The sequence below is a fragment of the Nostoc sp. PCC 7107 genome (genome assembly GCF_000316625.1).
Taxonomy (GTDB): Bacteria; Cyanobacteriota; Cyanobacteriia; order Cyanobacteriales; family Nostocaceae; genus Nostoc_B.
In genome coordinates this window covers 5,227,347-5,244,411 of record NC_019676.1, presented here as the reverse complement: position 1 = coordinate 5,244,411, position 17,065 = coordinate 5,227,347, and the positions used below count along the sequence as shown (strand labels likewise).

At 42.1% G+C, this 17,065-nt stretch carries 19 protein-coding genes; 10 read left to right on the top strand and 9 right to left on the bottom strand.

The window, feature by feature from the left end; genetic code table 11:
- Positions 1–300 precede the first annotated feature (300 nt).
- Positions 301–2,709, top strand: a complete 2,409-nt coding sequence (locus NOS7107_RS22420; protein ID WP_015115226.1) for a GH116 family glycosyl hydrolase — start codon at positions 301–303, stop codon at positions 2,707–2,709.
- A gap of 261 nt (positions 2,710–2,970) precedes the next feature.
- Here the strand turns inward: NOS7107_RS22420 and NOS7107_RS22410 are convergent, their stop codons facing one another.
- Both NOS7107_RS22410 and murG read right to left on the bottom strand, forming a co-directional pair.
- The gene (locus NOS7107_RS22410) at positions 2,971–3,444 is read right to left on the bottom strand and encodes a hypothetical protein (RefSeq protein WP_015115225.1); all 474 of its coding nucleotides are present in this window, start codon (positions 3,442–3,444) and stop codon (positions 2,971–2,973) included.
- A 110-nt stretch (positions 3,445–3,554) separates the two neighbouring features.
- Complete coding sequence (gene murG / locus NOS7107_RS22405; RefSeq protein ID WP_015115224.1) at positions 3,555–4,625, bottom strand: undecaprenyldiphospho-muramoylpentapeptide beta-N-acetylglucosaminyltransferase; 1,071 nt, start codon at positions 4,623–4,625, stop codon at positions 3,555–3,557.
- A gap of 84 nt (positions 4,626–4,709) precedes the next feature.
- Here murG and NOS7107_RS22400 point away from each other — a divergent pair, with 84 nt between their 5' ends.
- Both NOS7107_RS22400 and NOS7107_RS22395 read left to right on the top strand, forming a co-directional pair.
- Positions 4,710–5,519 (top strand): hypothetical protein, encoded by an 810-nt coding sequence (locus tag NOS7107_RS22400; protein ID WP_044501068.1) that lies wholly within the window; start codon positions 4,710–4,712, stop codon positions 5,517–5,519.
- A 90-nt stretch (positions 5,520–5,609) separates the two neighbouring features.
- Entirely contained in the window at positions 5,610–6,383 is a 774-nt protein-coding gene (locus NOS7107_RS22395; protein ID WP_015115222.1) for an SDR family oxidoreductase, read from the top strand.
- Positions 6,384–6,423: 40 nt separating this feature from the next.
- Here the strand turns inward: NOS7107_RS22395 and NOS7107_RS28755 are convergent, their stop codons facing one another.
- A complete protein-coding gene (locus tag NOS7107_RS28755; RefSeq protein WP_157374107.1) occupies positions 6,424–6,579 on the bottom strand; it encodes a hypothetical protein in 156 nt (51 codons plus the stop codon).
- Here NOS7107_RS28755 and NOS7107_RS22390 point away from each other — a divergent pair.
- From NOS7107_RS22390 to NOS7107_RS22370, 5 genes are all read left to right on the top strand, one after another.
- Complete coding sequence (locus tag NOS7107_RS22390) at positions 6,578–7,168, top strand: Crp/Fnr family transcriptional regulator (RefSeq protein WP_015115221.1); 591 nt, start codon at positions 6,578–6,580, stop codon at positions 7,166–7,168. The two genes, NOS7107_RS28755 and NOS7107_RS22390, sit on opposite strands and share 2 nt — an antisense overlap.
- A 384-nt stretch (positions 7,169–7,552) precedes the next feature.
- On the top strand, positions 7,553–7,903 hold the full coding sequence (locus tag NOS7107_RS22385) for a hypothetical protein (RefSeq protein ID WP_015115220.1): 351 nt from the start codon (positions 7,553–7,555) through the stop codon (positions 7,901–7,903).
- 432 nt (positions 7,904–8,335) lie between these two features.
- Positions 8,336–8,668, top strand: coding sequence for a hypothetical protein (locus NOS7107_RS22380; RefSeq protein WP_015115219.1), 333 nt, complete (start codon positions 8,336–8,338; stop codon positions 8,666–8,668).
- Positions 8,669–8,708: 40 nt separating this feature from the next.
- Entirely contained in the window at positions 8,709–9,113 is a 405-nt protein-coding gene (locus tag NOS7107_RS22375) for a hypothetical protein (RefSeq protein ID WP_015115218.1), read from the top strand.
- Positions 9,114–9,298: 185 nt separating this feature from the next.
- Complete coding sequence (locus NOS7107_RS22370) at positions 9,299–9,631, top strand: hypothetical protein (protein WP_015115217.1); 333 nt, start codon at positions 9,299–9,301, stop codon at positions 9,629–9,631.
- 15 nt (positions 9,632–9,646) lie between these two features.
- Here NOS7107_RS22370 and NOS7107_RS22365 read toward each other — a convergent pair whose 3' ends face one another.
- Both NOS7107_RS22365 and NOS7107_RS22360 read right to left on the bottom strand, forming a co-directional pair.
- Positions 9,647–10,222, bottom strand: coding sequence for a hypothetical protein (locus NOS7107_RS22365; protein ID WP_015115216.1), 576 nt, complete (start codon positions 10,220–10,222; stop codon positions 9,647–9,649).
- A gap of 10 nt (positions 10,223–10,232) precedes the next feature.
- Entirely contained in the window at positions 10,233–12,575 is a 2,343-nt protein-coding gene (locus NOS7107_RS22360) for a transglycosylase domain-containing protein (RefSeq protein ID WP_015115215.1), read from the bottom strand.
- A 361-nt stretch (positions 12,576–12,936) separates the two neighbouring features.
- Here NOS7107_RS22360 and folK point away from each other — a divergent pair, with 361 nt between their 5' ends.
- Positions 12,937–13,434 (top strand): 2-amino-4-hydroxy-6-hydroxymethyldihydropteridine diphosphokinase, encoded by a 498-nt coding sequence (gene folK, locus NOS7107_RS22355; protein WP_085999829.1) that lies wholly within the window; start codon positions 12,937–12,939, stop codon positions 13,432–13,434.
- A 73-nt stretch (positions 13,435–13,507) separates the two neighbouring features.
- Complete coding sequence (locus tag NOS7107_RS22350) at positions 13,508–14,053, top strand: NUDIX hydrolase (protein WP_015115213.1); 546 nt, start codon at positions 13,508–13,510, stop codon at positions 14,051–14,053.
- Positions 14,054–14,084: 31 nt separating this feature from the next.
- Here NOS7107_RS22350 and NOS7107_RS29510 read toward each other — a convergent pair whose 3' ends face one another.
- The 4 genes from NOS7107_RS29510 to NOS7107_RS22330 form a co-directional block, all read right to left on the bottom strand.
- Positions 14,085–14,306 (bottom strand): XisH protein, encoded by a 222-nt coding sequence (locus tag NOS7107_RS29510; RefSeq protein WP_015115212.1) that lies wholly within the window; start codon positions 14,304–14,306, stop codon positions 14,085–14,087.
- A gap of 1 nt (position 14,307) precedes the next feature.
- Entirely contained in the window at positions 14,308–14,958 is a 651-nt protein-coding gene (locus NOS7107_RS22340; protein WP_015115211.1) for an HAD family hydrolase, read from the bottom strand.
- Between the two features lie 118 nt (positions 14,959–15,076).
- Complete coding sequence (locus tag NOS7107_RS22335) at positions 15,077–16,276, bottom strand: NAD(P)/FAD-dependent oxidoreductase (protein WP_044500234.1); 1,200 nt, start codon at positions 16,274–16,276, stop codon at positions 15,077–15,079.
- A gap of 252 nt (positions 16,277–16,528) precedes the next feature.
- Positions 16,529–16,774: a ChaB family protein gene (locus tag NOS7107_RS22330; RefSeq protein ID WP_015115209.1), complete on the bottom strand. Its 246-nt coding sequence runs from the start codon at positions 16,772–16,774 to the stop codon at positions 16,529–16,531.
- Between the last annotated feature and the right edge of the window lie 291 nt (positions 16,775–17,065).

Sequence of the window (17,065 nt, the reverse complement as noted above, 5' to 3'; positions counted from 1 at the left end):
TTTGTTGGAATTTATTGCATCCGCACTCATGCGTTTTTTGCATAATCTTGATTTGATTATTGCAAAAAAGTGTCTAAGATGAAAGCGATCGCAGCAAATTTCCCAAAAAAAAGGCTTAACCACAGGTTAAGCCGAAAAATGTCCTAGTGCTTAAGCAGACATCCGTGATTAATGTAAACGTACTAGCTTGACAGTTCATCTTCCTAAAGGAAGTCATTTATACTTTGGCGAAAAAACTTGAGAAAAATGACACATCGCGTTAAGCTTCCTTAGCGTAACTGCACGCTGTGACATCAGGCGATGACAAATCAACACTCTCCAGAAATTCCTGAATACACTTGGAATCGTCCCATCGGCTTAGGCTGGGACAAACCTTATACAGTCCGCTATGCCAGTAATATTGATGATGGCCCTTGGCATGGTATGCCTTTGGGTGGTTTTGGTGCAGGTTGCATTGGGCGTTCTTCTAGGGGGGATTTTAACCTATGGCACATCGATGGCGGTGAGCATATCTTCCAAAATGTGCCTGCTTGTCAATTCAGTGTGTTTGAGTCTTATGGTACATCTTCTCAAGCCTACGCTTTATCTACTCAATCACTAGAAGATGGGAGTCTCAATGCTTGGCAATGGTATCCAGCGAGTAGTGAGTCAACTTCCACAGGGACTTATCATGCTTTATACCCGCGCAGTTGGTTTGTATATGAAAATGTGTTTCAATCACAGCTAACTTGTGAGCAGTTTTCGCCAATTTGGGCAAATAATTATCAAGAAACGAGTTATCCTGTGGCGGTGTTTTTGTGGAAGGCGCATAACCCCAGCAATGCACCGATTACCCTCAGCATTATGCTGACTTGGGAAAATATGGTGGGCTGGTTTACTAATGCGTTGAAGTCGCCAGAAGTCAAGATCCGCGATGATGGTAGCCCAGTTTATGAATATCAACCGCGCTGGGGTGAAAGTCAGGGGAATTACAATCAAGTAGTGGAAAATTCCGAATATTTTGGTTGTTTTTTAGGCAGGGTGGGAATTACTGCACCTGTACAAGAAGGTGACGGGAGTTGGTGTATTGCAACGGTAAAACATCCCCAAGTCGAAATTTTTCACCACAGTAAATGGCATCCTGAAGGTACGGGTGATGAGGTATGGCAAAGCTTTGCGGCTGATGGTTCTTTACCTAATTATCTAGATACTAATCCAGTAGGAGAAAATCAACGCCTAGGAAGTGCGATCGCAGTTCGCTTTAATGTCCAACCAGGGGAAACTTTAGAAATTCCCTTTGTGTTGGCTTGGGATTGTCCAGTCACAGAATTTGCTGCGGGGGTGAATTATTACCGTAGATATACAGATTTTTTTGGTAAAGATGGTAATCAAGCCTGGGAAATTGCGACTACTGCTTTAGGAAATTATCAAACATGGCGATCGCAAATTCAAAGTTGGCAAGCCCCAATTCTCAACCGCGAAGACTTGCCAGCCTGGTTCAAAATGGCGTTATTTAACGAATTATACGACTTAACTAGCGGTGGTACTCTCTGGAGTGCAGCATCAGAAATCGATCCTATCGGCCAATTTGCGGTGTTGGAATGTTTAGATTACCGCTGGTATGAAAGTTTAGATGTGCGGTTATATGGTTCCTTTGGCTTGCTGCTACTATTTCCCGAATTAGAAAAGTCGGTGATGCGGGCGTTTGCACGGGGAATTCCCCAAAGCGATGACCATCAACGGATTATTGGCTACTACTATACCATTGGTGCAGATACGACAACTGCCGCCCGTAAAGTTGCTGGTGCCACACCCCACGATTTAGGCGCACCCAATGAACACGTTTGGGAGAAGACGAATTACACCTGTTATCAAGACTGTAATTTGTGGAAGGATTTAAGCTGCGATTTCGTTTTGCAAGTTTACCGCGATTATTTGCTGACTGGTGCTGATGATGTCGAGTTTTTAGCAGATTGTTGGGATGCAGTTGTGCAGACTCTCGACTACCTGAAAACTTTTGACAAAGATGGTGATGGAATTCCTGAAAATTCAGGCGCACCAGACCAAACTTTTGATGATTGGCGGTTACTGGGGGTGAGTGCTTATTGTGGCGGGTTGTGGTTGGCTGCTTTGGAGGCGGCGATCGCTATTAGTGATATTTTAATAACGAACCATAAAGTAGTAGAGAGCGCAGAGAAACAAAAGTCTATCTATGAGGTATGGTTAGCGCAATCTCGTCCTATCTATCAGGAAAAGTTGTGGAACGGGCAATATTATCGGTTAGATAGTGAGAGTGGTTCTGCTGTGGTGATGGCAGATCAATTATGTGGGCAATTTTATGCCCGATTACTAGAGCTACCAGATATTGTACCGAGCGATCGCGCTTTATCTGCCCTGAAGACTGTTTATGATGCTTGCTTTTTGAAATTCCAAAACGGTGAATTTGGTGCGGCGAATGGTGTGCTTCCCGATGGTTCACCAGAAAACCCCAAGGCTACCCATCCTTTAGAAGTTTGGACAGGGATCAATTTTGGATTAGCGGCGTTTCTTGTGCAGATGGGAATGCAGGATGAAGCTTTGCGGTTGACACAAGCTGTAGTCGAGCAAGTTTATAACAACGGCTTGCAATTCCGCACACCCGAAGCCATTACCGCCACCGGGACTTTCCGCGCCAGTACTTACCTCCGGGCGATGGCGATTTGGGGTATTTATTTAGTAATGAGTAAATAGACATCTGGTGAAGATCAATGTAGAGATGTTATGTATAACGTCTCTACTCAACTGCTGCGATCGCCTTCTTAACTTCATCCTTCAACCTTTGAACTCGGAACTTCGTCTTCAGAACTCGAAACGTTAAGCTTTTTACTCGGAACTTCACCTTCAGAACTCGAAACGCCAAGCTTTTTACTTGGAACTTTGTCTTCAGAACTCGAAACGCCGAGCTTGTTACTCCAACGTCCGAGTTCAGAAGTGCAACTGTCAAGATATTTTCTACAACGTTGCTGATTGAGACTTGACTTTACGCGATTTACGGACAAATCTTTGTCCCATTTCCTCAAGTACTGTCTCTAAACCCCCGCCTTGACCACTGGCTTTAGCGTAGTTATATACTTGTAACGCGGCTGCATAGGCTTCACTACCAACAGCAAGAGAGGTATCATCAACCAATTCTTGCAACTGAGTTAAGGACAGCAATAAAGGATACAAAGCTTCAAACAATTGCACATCCTTTCGCATTTCATCCAAATCAAAAGAACGTGGTAAAAACTCTGGGTTCTGTGTTGCTACCTCTAATGCTTTACTGACAAAGGCGCGGCTTTTATCTCCCATCTTGGGTAAAGCTTTGCGCTCTTCGTTACTCAAATCAATTAAAAATGGTAGTTGTTCTTTGATGGTAGCAATGGCTTGTAACAAAGCATCTCTATCTGTTTGGCTGAGAGTTGCACTAATTGGGCTTCTGGACATAGGAACTATTCTCCCGTATGTGGCTTTAATTTATAGTTCCCAGATATAGCCATATATAAAAAAGACACGAAATTTCGTGTCTTTACAGCAAATCTTCTCGACTGAATTGTTTAAGTTTCCAAGACTTCTCGCAATAAAGAAGCCAATTTATCGGCACTATCAGGAACTGCGATCGCTTTGGCATTTTCCCCCATTTTGGTTAACTCAGCGGGATTTTGCAATAACTGTAAAACTTGAGTTTGCAATATTTCTGCTGTTAACTCTGACTGTTTATCGGTAATTGCTGCGCCAGCTTTGGTAAATACATCTGCGTTGTAAGATTGATGATCTTCCGCTGCAAAAGGGTAAGGGATCAAAATTGCGGGTGTACCACATACGGCTAATTCTGTTAAGCTGCCAGCACCAGAACGACTAATTGCTAAAGTTGCACGTCGCAACAGCGCCGCCATATTGTCATAAAAGGGTAACTCTATATATTGCGGATGTTTAAAAATCCCTGCATCGGGATCGCGATCGCCTGTTAAATGCACAATATAAGCACCAGTATCTAACCAAGCACTCGCAGCTTGACGGACAAATTTATTCACAGCCACTGCGCCTTGACTACCGCCAAACACTACAATTAACGGCGCATTATCGGGGATAGTTAAATCTAGCGCTGGAATTTCTGCCGCTAAAAATTGCGATCGCACTGGTGTACCCACACAGACATTTTTGGCTTTGGGTAAATACTTGGTTGCTGCGTCAAATCCCAGCGCCATTGCATTGCACCAAGGGCCAAAAAAGCGGGTCACTTTTCCTGGTAAAGCGTTAGATTCGTGAAAAACTACAGGTAAACCTAAAGAACGCGCCGCAATCACCGCAGGCCCCGCAATATAACCGCCTGTCGTAAATACGCCCTGAAATTTGCCCTGTTTGAGAATTCGTCGAACTTCTATAATCGAACCAATGAGTTTAGCCAAAATCTTTAGAGATGCGAGTCCGAAACCTTGCTGGAACCCTTCAACTGGAATAGTATTCAAGGGGTACTGTTTGGGAACAAGTTGCGTTTCTAGTCGATTCGGCACACCCAACCATTCAATTTCATAGTCTGGCAGTTTTTCTGCCAGTGCGATCGCTGGAAACAAATGTCCACCAGTCCCACTAGCAGCTATGAGTAATTTTATCGGTGCGTTTGTCATCAAACCTCTACCGTTTAGCGCCTAGCTTCATTAAGATAAAACAATTTCCCTACGTTCATGAATAAAATCAGTAAACTGTTACCAATGACTAACATTATTGCTGTATTCCTCAAACGCCAACCCAGGTTTTCTACTCAAAATTGGCTGTTATTATCGCTGCTGACACTGAGTTTAACTAGCAGTTTACACAATGTGCAAGCTGCAACTCCCCCAAAGCCACCCGCAGAACTAAACAATTTACTAACGCAAATTGATACAGCTGCTAGTAAAGGCAACGCCAAAGCGGTACTCCAATTCTATAGTCCTAATTTTACCAATGGAGATGGGTTAAATCGGACAAACTTAGAAAAAGCCCTGCTGACTCTCTGGAAACAATATCCCCAGTTACGCTACACAACCAAGGTGCAATCTTGGAAATCTGAAGGTAATGCCATTATTGCCGAAACAGTAACTAACATTTCTAGCCCACCATCGACTAACGCTAATAACTTAGCCCTGAATGCTACAGTTACATCCCGCCAACGAATTGCAGGTGGAAAAATTATCAGTCAAGACATCTTAGGGGAACGTACCCTGATTACCTCTGGGAATCAACCACCCCAAATTGATTTCAAATTACCCCAGCAAGTGAAAGTCGGACAGCAGTATAGTGTTGATGTGATTGTTAAAGAACCTTTAGGTGATGATTTTCTCCTAGGAACAGCGGTAGAAGAACCCGTTACAGTTGAAAAATATCTCAATCCCTCAACCTTAGATTTGCAATTACTCACATCGGGGGGAATATTTAAAGTCGGACGCGCACCCGCAACTGCTGGTAGCCACTGGATTTCGGCAGTAATTGTTCGGGGTGAAGGGATCACAATGGTGACTCAGCGTTTGCGAGTAATGAAATAAAGGATGAAATTTCATCCTCTATTCTTTGTCTTGGTCAATAGTTCAGAATTATTGGACAATAAACTCTTGACCATAGACTCTTGATTAACAATGATTTCCCTAAAAAATAAAATTGTGTTAATTACTGGTGCAAGCAGTGGAATTGGTACTGCTTGTGCCAAGGTTTTTGCTGGTGCTGGTGCAAGATTGATTTTAGCGGCGCGACGACTGGAACGGTTGCAAGAGTTAGCCAATACTCTTCATCAAGAGTTTGGCACAGCAACTCATTTATTACAGCTAGATGTGCGCGATCGCCCTGCGGTAGAATCTACTATTACTAATCTGCCTGCCGATTGGTCGAATATAGATATTCTCATCAACAATGCTGGTTTGAGTCGCGGTTTAGATAAGCTGCACGAAGGCGACTTTCAAGACTGGGAAGAAATGATAGATACCAATATTAAAGGTTTGCTGTACCTCAGCCGTTATATTGTTCCAGGGATGGTAAAACGCAGTCGTGGTCATATCGTCAACCTTGGTTCCATCGCCGGACATCAAACTTACCCAGGGGGAAATGTCTACTGTGCAACCAAAGCGGCGGTCAAGGCAATTTCCGAAGGTTTAAAACAAGACTTGTTGGGTACTCCCGTACGTGTAACTTCCGTTGATCCTGGGATGGTGGAAACAGAATTTAGTGAAGTGCGGTTTCATGGTGATGGGGAACGCGCCAAGCGGGTGTATCAAGGCGTAAATCCCTTAACTCCTGATGATATCGCTGATGTAATCTTTTTCTGCACCACGCGATCGCCCCATGTCAATATTAATGAAGTCATACTCATGCCCGTAGATCAAGCTAGTGCTACTCTCGTTCATCGGCATAATTAAAGTAATTTTCACAAAATAGTCTGGGTAAATATTCACCAAGTTATGCTATGTAGATTTCTTGACTCACAAATTTAGTCAAACCCATTGGTAGTTTGATTAGTGCTGGTTTGGTGAGTGTTTCTAATTTTATTTTACCATTAGCTTGATCTATATGTATACTACGGTTAATACGTCGAAAAATCGTACTATAGATCATGGTGTCTTTACACTCAAGCTTGTCTCACGCACCGACAAAGAACGCCAAGCCGCATTTTACTAGACGCTCATTCCTCCCAGACCAGCAAAATGTTCTTTGGCAAATTGAAAAAGGCTTCGTACGTACTTTTACTTATTTAGAAGATGGTACAACAGTTGCTCTAGGATTATGGGGGCCTGGAGATATCATCGGTAAAGTCTTGTCAAAAATAGAACCTTATCAGATGGAGTGCTTAACCAAAGTAGAAGTCAAAAGCTTGCTCATAGAAGATTGGTATCAAGCGCAAGAGACGCTAATAGCACATATCCAACAAGCTGAAGAATTGATGGTAATTCGTAGTTATAAAAAAGTTGATATGATGCTGATTAAACTATTAGCATGGTTATCAAAAAAATTTGGTTCACAAGTTGAACAAGGACGTTTAATAGATATGCGGTTAACTCACGAAGACCTCGCAGAAATGCTTGGTTCTACTCGCGTCACCATCACTCGAATTTTAGGGCAATTTGAGGAAGAAGGTTTAATTGACCGTCTATCTCTCCATCGCATCGTCGTGCGAGAAGAAGACATTTGGTATTATGAAATTTAAATTCAGCAACTGTAAAAACTTTATTAGCCAGTAATTCTGGGGGATAAAAGCTAAAAAATCTCATTTTAAGCAAAATCAGGTTTAAGTAAAGTACCAGTAATTACTTTATTTTCTAGTCTTTCTCTATACTTCATTTAAGAATCATGATTCAAGGCTAGAACTAGAGAGATTTTTATACCTTGCTAGATTTATTCCCCCAATCATTATTTTGCACTCATATAAATATATAGACATATAAAAAACGAAATTATTCTAAATTCGAGAGAAACTATTCGTGTAAGATATAAAATCATCAGTTAAAGAGCTTGCGCTTATTTATGCACATTTTTTGTGCGTAAAGGTGTTTCTTTGACAGCACTCAAAAATTAACAAATTGAGGTAAGTATGATACTGATAAAACGTTATGTGGTAAGCATCTTCTCCGTTGCAGCTTTAGGATTGGCTTCCTTACCTGCTCATGCTGAAACTAACCAAACAAGTACTCAGACTGTCGAGCAAAACGCTGCTATTGTAGGCAATGACAGCCAAATTTATCAACGAGCAGATCAAATTAATATCCAAAACAGTCGTCAGCGCATTAGAGGTCGGCGTTCTGGCGGACGTGTCAATCAAGACAATGGTCAATACACAGGTCAATCTGCTGGCGCTGTAGGTGATGGCGGTAGAATTGGCCAACGCTCTAGGCTAATTAACATACAAAGAAACTCTATTCGTCGTGATCAACGTCGGAGATAGTCTGAGGACTAAGCGATTATTTATAAAGTAAAAATCAAATTCCAATAGCACCGCCTAAAAACACCGTGCGTTAGATGCTTTGATAATTTTTCTCACAGAAAAATTCAGATTGCAAATATGCAGCTAACACAACCGACCTAATATTTACTTTATAAATAGTCTCTGAAACTCCCAATCTTATTGAAGATTGGGAGTTATAAGCTAATGATTGAGTGTTACTTTGCTTTTGTTACAGCAATATAGCAAAGTACTGAGAATAAACCCATTAAAATCAAGCTTTTGAGCAATCAGCACTGTCTTAACAGAAGTGCCTACAGCCACAAGTAACAGACTGGCTTTAGCAAGCACAACACCAAGTTTAAAATTGTTGGGCTTTTTGAATTAATTCAGCATCAAAAAGCTTGTTTGCTCCATCTATGGAGAAATTTCATCATGATAGCGAAAAAGTCTTTACCATTAGTAGTTCTCTTAGCGCTCATGGTTTTGCCAAGTGCAGCCAGTGCATCCAGAGTTGAGATCCGTACTGATGACAGTACAACAATCGTTGATTCCGATAACGGGGTCAAAATCATTTCTGAAGAAGACAGGGATCAATCAACAGATAGTTATTACACTCAATCTGAGTCTTCTGCCCGTCGTCGCCTACGAAGATATTATCGGCAAGCACCCTGTCGTCGTTACACTTCCAGCTACACTAAGCATCAAAATAATTACTCAGGTAGAAGCGTTACTCAAAGCACGACTTCTACAACTGTGTGTCGATAGTAAGTAATTACCAGATGTTGATTTTGACTAGGAGATAAGCATGAAATCCAAACTTTTGTTCATTGGATGGTTATCGAGCAGTGCCTTACTCTCGATATCACCTGCTGTGACTGAGCCTGTAGCTGCACAGTGTGTAATGACGGATGTTTCCGTGCAAGTAGCGGTACGTGGCTCTAGACAGCCTTCCCGACAGAGCAACAATGTAGATCTGCAAAATCAAGGTCGATGCTCAGGAAACGCAATTACACAAGTTGGTACCCAAGTTTATACAGGTAGTGGACGAGCAAACCAACAACGCACCAGCAGACAGCGTATTAATGGTGGTAGAGGTAACGGTACAGGGATAAATGGGCCGACTATTAAGGTTCCTGTTGGGGTGAAAGTGGATGTTTACAACCCAGCCTATGACCCATCTTTAACTAGACCTCGTAATTTCCGCCGCTGAAATCTATCCGTTTATTTAGGTGCAGGCTTGAACCCGTTAAACAATTTGGGATGTGAGATTTTGGCTTAATTAAAGATAAATCTGGTGGCTCAATAAATTACAAATTGGTAATTCAAAGGGTACAAGCCCCACCAAATTTTAGATATTGGTGGTTATTTAATAAGTTGATTTAAGGTATGGTGAAAATGAGGAAGAAAAAATTTATTTTTAGTCTTTTAACAGCAGTTGCAACTTTTGGGTTGGTTGCTTCTCCTACATTAGCCGAGGTTAACAGTAATCAAGGAGCAAACCAAACAGCGGCGATTAATGGGGATAACAATACAATTATCCAAATAATTAATCAAACTAATCGTCAACAAAATAGTCGAGGGCGGATAAATCGTCGTCAGTCACCTGATCAGCGACGTGGTAATTTTAACCGAAATCAAGGTTATGGACGGCGGGAAAATTCACGCCGTGACCGGGGAAATAATTATGGACGTTACAAAAAGTATCGTCATAATAATTGGGATAGATAGTTGATTTAGTCCGGATTATTTCTCTCGAAACCACAATGCTAGTCCACCTCCCCGGCCACGGGCAGCGATAAAATCTTCTGTAATTAAAAAGAAAGCAAAGAATGGCAATTTAGCTATGGGTTCGTTGTCAAAATCTTTTGTTTGTGATTTATTGCCGCCTAGAGGCTGGTTGTAAATAACACGACCAAAAAGACTAATTTGAATGTGGATAAAATCAAAGGCTAATAGGTTTTTTTTACTTAAATATTTGGCTGGGCCTGTGAGTTTCAAAAACACAGACCCCAGTTTCACCTGATTGCTAATTTCTGCTTTGGCTGATGTTGCTTCACCAAAAGAAAGATAAGTTGGCGTAAGTTTAGTCCAATAAAAGCCTTTACCCAAAATTATGCCGCCGCGCTGTCTCACTTTACGTGTTCCAGTGGCAAAGCACAGCCGCCAGGTGCCGACAAGAGAATCGAAATTATAGCTAATGCGTTGCTGTTTGGCGGTTTTTTCGGCTAGTAACAGAGCATCAACTATGATTTTAGCTGATGGGCGATCGCTATTTTTGCCAGCTTGGGTTAACGTGGCGACAAACTCAGATCCAGTCATAGCAAGTTAACTATTGTGAAGATGACCCTGGTTTTAGTCTATCCCGCCAATTTGGTGATGATGCTGAACCCGAACCAGAAGAACCCGAACTATTACTAGTTGAAGGTGAAGACCGCCGAGACCTTGGAGGTGTGGGGGATTCTGACTCAACTTGTCTAGATTTTCGGCGAGAACGGGATGGTTCTGTGGCTGAGGCACTGGAATCATTTTCTACAGTGCGAAAGCGCCGCCTTCTTCTGGGTGCCTCAGTATTATTTTCTTGCTGCTGGTAACTACGTCTGCGTCTTCTTCTAGATGAGCCGCTATCATCAGCATCACTGGAATTGACCTCATCATTACTCGAACTCGAACTGTTGAGGACTTTCTTCGGTTTGATTGGTTGGGCTTTAAGTGTACCTTTGCGACCATCTAACTTTGGTCTTGCCGGGAATTTTTCGACAGCCATTCCCTCTATGGCTTTTGCCATAAATTCACGCCAAGTGTAGGCTGCACTACCGCTACTACCATAAGTGGCGCGGTTGTCATCGTTACCTAACCAAACTCCCGCCACTGCTTGGGGGACGTAGCCAATAAACCACAAATCCCTGGCTTCATCAGAGGTTCCTGTTTTGCCAGCTACAGGTCGATTATCTAACTGAGCAGCTGCACCAGTCCCTTCCACAACAACGTTACGCAGCATCCAAGTCATAATTGCGGCACTATCAGCATCCAGCGCTCGCTGTGATTTAAAATCGGCTGACCAGATCACTTGGCCTTGGCGGTTAAGGATGCGACGAATACCATGCGGCTCTACGTGTAATCCTTGAGTGGCAAAACTGCCGTAGGCGCTGGTTAATTCTAAAAGGTTGACTTCGTTGGAGCCAAGGGCGAGAGAATAATTAGGTTTTAGTTCCGACTTAATCCCCATATCGTGGGCTAGTTTAATCGTTGGCGCAAATCCCACATCTAGCAATACTTTCAACGCAACTATATTCACAGAGCGAGTGAGCGCATCTCGCATATTCATCAAGCCCCGGAATTTTTCGCTATAGTTTTTTGGTTCGTAGCCATCGACAATCAAGGGAGCATCTAAATAAGTATCGTAAGGGCTTTTGCCGGTTGCGATCGCGGTGGCGTAGACAAATCCTTTAAAAGTTGAGCCGGGCTGACGTTTGGCTTGGGTGACGCGATTAAATTGGTTTTTACCAAAATCTTTGCCTCCCACCATTGCTTTAATTTCCCCACTACGGGGGTCTATAGCCACCAAGGCGGCTTGCTTAAAGTTTTCCCAACGTCCTTGATTACGTAATACTTTTGTCACTGCGGCTTCGGCAGCTTTTTGCCAATTCGAGTCTAAGCTGGTTTCTACTGTTAAACCACCAACGGCCAGTACATCAGCGGAAACATACTTGGGTAATTCTTGCTGGACGTAACTGGTAAAGTAGGGTGACTCAACTTGTAGCCGTTTAGGCAAGCTACTTTTGACAATTAATGCTTCTTGAGCCGCGGCTTGACTTTCGGCAGCGGTAATAATTTTATCTTCCCGCATCCGTTGTAATACTAAATTGCGCCGTTGTTTAGCGGCTGCGGGATTTTGTTCAGGAGAATACAAACTTGGGGCAGGAGCTAACCCAGCAATTGTGGCTGCTTCGGCTAAGGTAAGTTGGTCTACTGGCTTACTGAAATAAACCCAAGCTGCATCGCCAACACCATAAGCGCCTGAGCCTAAATACACCAAATTTAAATAACGCTCTAAAATTTGGTCTTTTGTAAATTCTGCTTCTATTTTCTGAGCAAGGCGGACTTCTTTGAGTTTGCGCCAGATGGTTTTTTCCTGTTTTAAGAACAGAATTCTGGCTAATTGTTGAGTGATGGTACTACCACCTTCGACCACATTTCGCGATCGCAAGTTATTTAAACCTGCTCTAGCAATACCTTGAAGATCAACACCATTATGTTCAGTAAATCTTCGATCCTCTGAGGCAATAAAAGCTTTTTTTAATTTATCGGGGATTTGTTGTATTTTAAGTTGTTCTCTGGTGGCTTCTCCTTGTTGCTGGAGGATATTACCATCAGCTGCTTTAATTGTTAATGTTTGCTCACGGACAAAAGCTTGTAGTTCTGATTTATCAGGCAAAGTTTTATCTATTGAAGTAATGACGTATTTCGCAGCAACTACGCCACTACCTACAGTTAGCATTGCCCAAAACCAGAAACGACGATAAAACGGCTTTTCCCTACTGGTAAATATGGTAACTATTCCCGATGAAACATTACCCATCTGTCCAAATAGTTGCCTCACCTTTCCCACCTTGGTTGGGGGTAAGCTCTCGGCAGTGGATTCCTCATTTTTATATTGATTACCAGGCGACAATCGCGGTTCCTCCTTGTCAGAGTCACTCAAACTTTGTTGGTTGTTGCTTGAACCAGGAGGTGAGATTCCCCACGTTAGTTCCTTGCTCCAATTAATCGCAGATTAACCGCCTAAAAGACTTTTGAGGGGTTAATTAACTACGTTCGTGTTAGTATATTATCCTATAAATAATTAACTGAATTCATTGCTACATAAAATATTATTCTCATAATTAGTACGTGAATTTTGTCAAGATTCAGGCGGTAATTTTATTTAATTCTTCAAAGAAAAATTGTTAAAACTATCCGGTCTCAATGGGGAGCAAAATATAATCAATCATCCTCATGATAGTGGGCAAGAATCTCTTAGTGATAAACGGTATGTGCGGATAGCTGTAGCACTTGGTAGTAATCTCGGTGATTCTCAAAAAATTTTAGCAGCAGCGATCGCCCAGTTAAGCTTTATACCGACAATGCAATTAGAAGCAACATCCAGTTGGTATAGAACCAAAGCAGTTGGGCCACCGCAGCCAGATTACATTAACGGCTGCGTCATCATGCAAGTAGACATGACACCACAGGTATTGCTAGAAACCTTATTAGCCACAGAACAGCAATTTGGACGAGTGCGCCAAGAAAGGTGGGGGCCGCGATCGCTTGATTTAGACTTGTTGTTGTACGATCAAGCAATTCTCGACACACCAAACCTGCAAATCCCCCACCCCCGGATGCGCGAGCGAGCATTTGTTTTAGTTCCCCTAGCCGAAATTGCCCCAGATTGGATCGAGCCAATTTCCGGATACACGATCAAACAGTTGGTAAAAGATGTAGACTGTTCTGATGTACATTTACTGACGAGCAATTCAAGTCACTACCAATAAACACACAAAATCCTGATCCCACAAACGACAAACAGTGTTTGTTCGTTGATTTTGAAAAGATAAAACTATAACTATGCCATTAGGTAGAGAATTACCGCAGTTATTAAAACAACGTCTGTTTCATAAAGGACGTAAATTTGATTTTGAAGTCAATCGCTTGCGTTTACCCAACAAATCGGAAGGCGAATGGGAATGTATTCGTCACCCAGGTGGGGCTTTAGCTGTGCCTGTGACCAATGAAGGAAAACTGGTACTCGTGCGTCAGTATCGCTTCGCAGTTCAAGGCAGAATCTTAGAATTTCCCGCGGGTACTTTAGAACGCAATGAAGATCCGCAAGCAACAGTCAAGCGGGAAATTGAGGAAGAAACAGGCTACAGCGCCCAAAAATGGCGCAAACTAGGAGAATTTTTCCTTGCGCCTGGCTATTCTGATGAAATTATTTATGCTTTTCTCGCCCAAGACTTAGAAAAGCTAGAAACACCACCCAAACAAGACGAAGACGAAGACATTGAAACGGTTCTTATGACACCAGAGGAACTGGAAGCCGCAATTTTACAAGGCGAACCAGTAGATGCTAAATCAATCGCCAGCTTTTTCTTAGCACGTCCTTTTTTGTAGTTGTTTTTGGACTTACGCAAAAAAACGAAAATTAAGGCTTGAGAGAAAAGTGTAGGGGTAGAATCAAGTCAAAAGTCAAAAATTCTCTGACTTTTGACTTTTCCGTAAGGGCGTTAATTGCTCCTAAATCTATCGAAATTTTATCCTCCTCACCATGTTCAATCATTAATGGGAATGGCTCATGAGTAATTACCCGTCCTTCTTTTTCTAAGCCTTGTTTGACAGCGTTATGAAATTTGTCTCTAGCAGACATTCTATTTTTTATCCCGATTTATCCAAATCCCTCGCATTCCCGCAGCTTTCGCGCCTTGATAATCTTCGATAATGCTGTCACCAATATGCCATGCAGCTTCTGGCAAACAATCGTGTTTTTCTAATGCAACGGCAAAAATTTGGGTATCAGGTTTAGCCGCACGGGCTTGAGTAGAAATTGTCACCGAAGTGAAGTAATCACTAATACCTAAACTTTGTAAAACTGAATAAATTCGAGAATCAAAGTTAGAGATAATTCCTAATTCAATACCCAAATGCCGCCAGTTCACCAGCGAAGGTAAAACATCAGCATAGATAAACCAAGGTTCAGCCGTACCAAAGTGAATGTAAAGTTCGCTAAAAAAAGCCGAAAAGTCAGAAAAATGCTGGAGAAAGCCAGCCGCCTCAAAGGTATTGAGGGCAATTATCCGCCACCAATCAAATTCGCGTTGAGGTATATCTGCTGGTTCGGCATCTAAGAATATCGGCGGTGGTGCAGCTTTAAAACTTTGGATGAAAGCTTGATTTAATCTGGCGGCAGAAACCTCTACACCAAATTCTTTGGCTATCTGACTATATACTTCGCCCACACTGCCTTTTACGCCGAATATCGTGCCGACTGCATCCAGAAAAATAACTTTCGGTCGTTCCATCAAACTGTTTGTAATTAATGTATTTTGAACGTGATACTAGTGTGAACCAGGTAAGGCACAGATGGATTGATAGAACCCAAACACTCAAAACAACTCCCCATCCAAAATAGTATGAGATTTAGATTGACTGAGAAATTGTCTCTATAATAGGACGGACGAGCCAATTAAAACCAACTTTGAGTTGATGTTCTAAAGTTGGCATCCGATACAAATAGGCTAAACGACGCGCAACATATCCTAGAGAACCGTCGAGTTTGACTCCTAAACCAGTCAGAGTGGCATTGTCTACACCGAGTGCCATCATTTCCCCTAGTTTTTGATAGCGGAAGGGTAACAATGGGCGATCGCTCAAAGAAGCCCAGATATTCCACGCCGTATAATCAGCTTGTTGAAATGCTGCTTGGGCTGTGGCGGGAATTTGTTGATCTTCCGCATCACGACAGTCGGCTAAATCTCCCAAGGCAAAAATTTCTGGGTGGTCAAGAACTTGTAGGGTAGATGTGGTAGTGATTTGATGGCGCTGGTTTTGCTTGAAAGGTAAGTTTCTCACTACAGGCACTACTTGTGTACCTACAGTCCAAAGGACTAAATCTACAGGAATTGTATCAATCTGATTTTTGTATTCTAGGGAAATGGTATCTGCACCAATTGATTCAACTTTGGTTTCTAAATCAATAAATACACCCCGTGCATCTAAAGCTTTTTTGGCAGTTTCACGGTTAAACTCTGGTGAGGTGCGTAAAATTTGATCACTGATTTCAATTAACCGCAAACGTCCTTTTTCGCCTAGCCTGTCGGCTAATTTACAAGCGAGTTCCACGCCACTGTAACCAGCACCAACGATCGCTATCCGCATTTTATCAGCATCGGATTCTTGCAAAATTTGCAGTCGTTGTTCCAGACGGTAAGCATCATTGATGGTGCGGAAAGGGAGGGCGTAGGAAGTTGCACCAGGAACCATATCTAGTGGTGTTTCTCCACCTAAAGCCAGCACTAAGCGATCGTAGGCAATTTCTGGCCCATCTTGTAATTGTACTCGTTGTTGGTCGGTATCAATACCTGATACTAATGCTTGGTAAAAGCGTACACCTGTGCCTTGGAGGAGTTCGGCGAAGGGAGGGGCAATTTCCCAAGTTTGCAGTTCACCTGTAAGCAATTCGTAGAGTAAAGGGGAAAATAGAAAGCGATCGCTTTGATCTACCAGTACAATTTCGGGTTTTTGCTGAGATTCCCAAGGTAACTGGCTTAAGCGCAACGCAGTGTAGAGACCACCAAAGCCTCCACCAAGGATTAAAATTCTGTGAGTTTGTTTAGTCATCATTTGTATAGGACGGTCAATCCCAGCAGGGCATCTACCTCTCAGTGTAATGATTTATTTCCCTCTATTGACTCAAAATATGATAATTTTTTCCAAATATTTAAAAGCAAAAGGCGCTTTGTAATTAATGCAAACCGCCTTTTGCTCAAGTAAAATTCCAATTTAATTGATCTAACTAAGCTGGAATGAATCACACTCTAACAGAAAGTTTTGCTAACTTAAACATTCTGCTGTCAGCCTGATTTTTATAATTTAATTCCCACCAGAAGTTACTGCTTTATTGTGTACGGCTGTATCTTCAGACTTTCTGTGCCATTCACCATTTTGGCCTTGTTCGTATTCGTTTCTTACACTATTCCAAGCAACATTAGTCGCACCTTCTTCACTTAAACCATCGCTTTGGGAAGCATTAAAAGCAGCAAAGAAAATTTGTTGGGCGTGTTGAGGCAGTTTTTGTTGAATATCTTGGGGTAATTCTTCTATTTTGTTATAAGGCATAAATTAACTCCAGTTACCTTGACCTGGGTACATGCTAGAAAATTTATGAATAAAACTTCCTCTTACTTTCAGTAGAAATAGATGATCAATATAAATAAGTCAACAGAAATATTTATTTTACATAAAAAAGCGATCGCTCTAAATTATGCAAGCGATCGCCATATATATCAACTACGCTCTATCATAAAATTTAAGGCGAGAATAAAGCGGAAAGCTGCTATCCTACAGCATTGGTGCTGTCATATTATTGAGATTAACAGTTGCGGATAAAGTATAAACCAACACAAATTA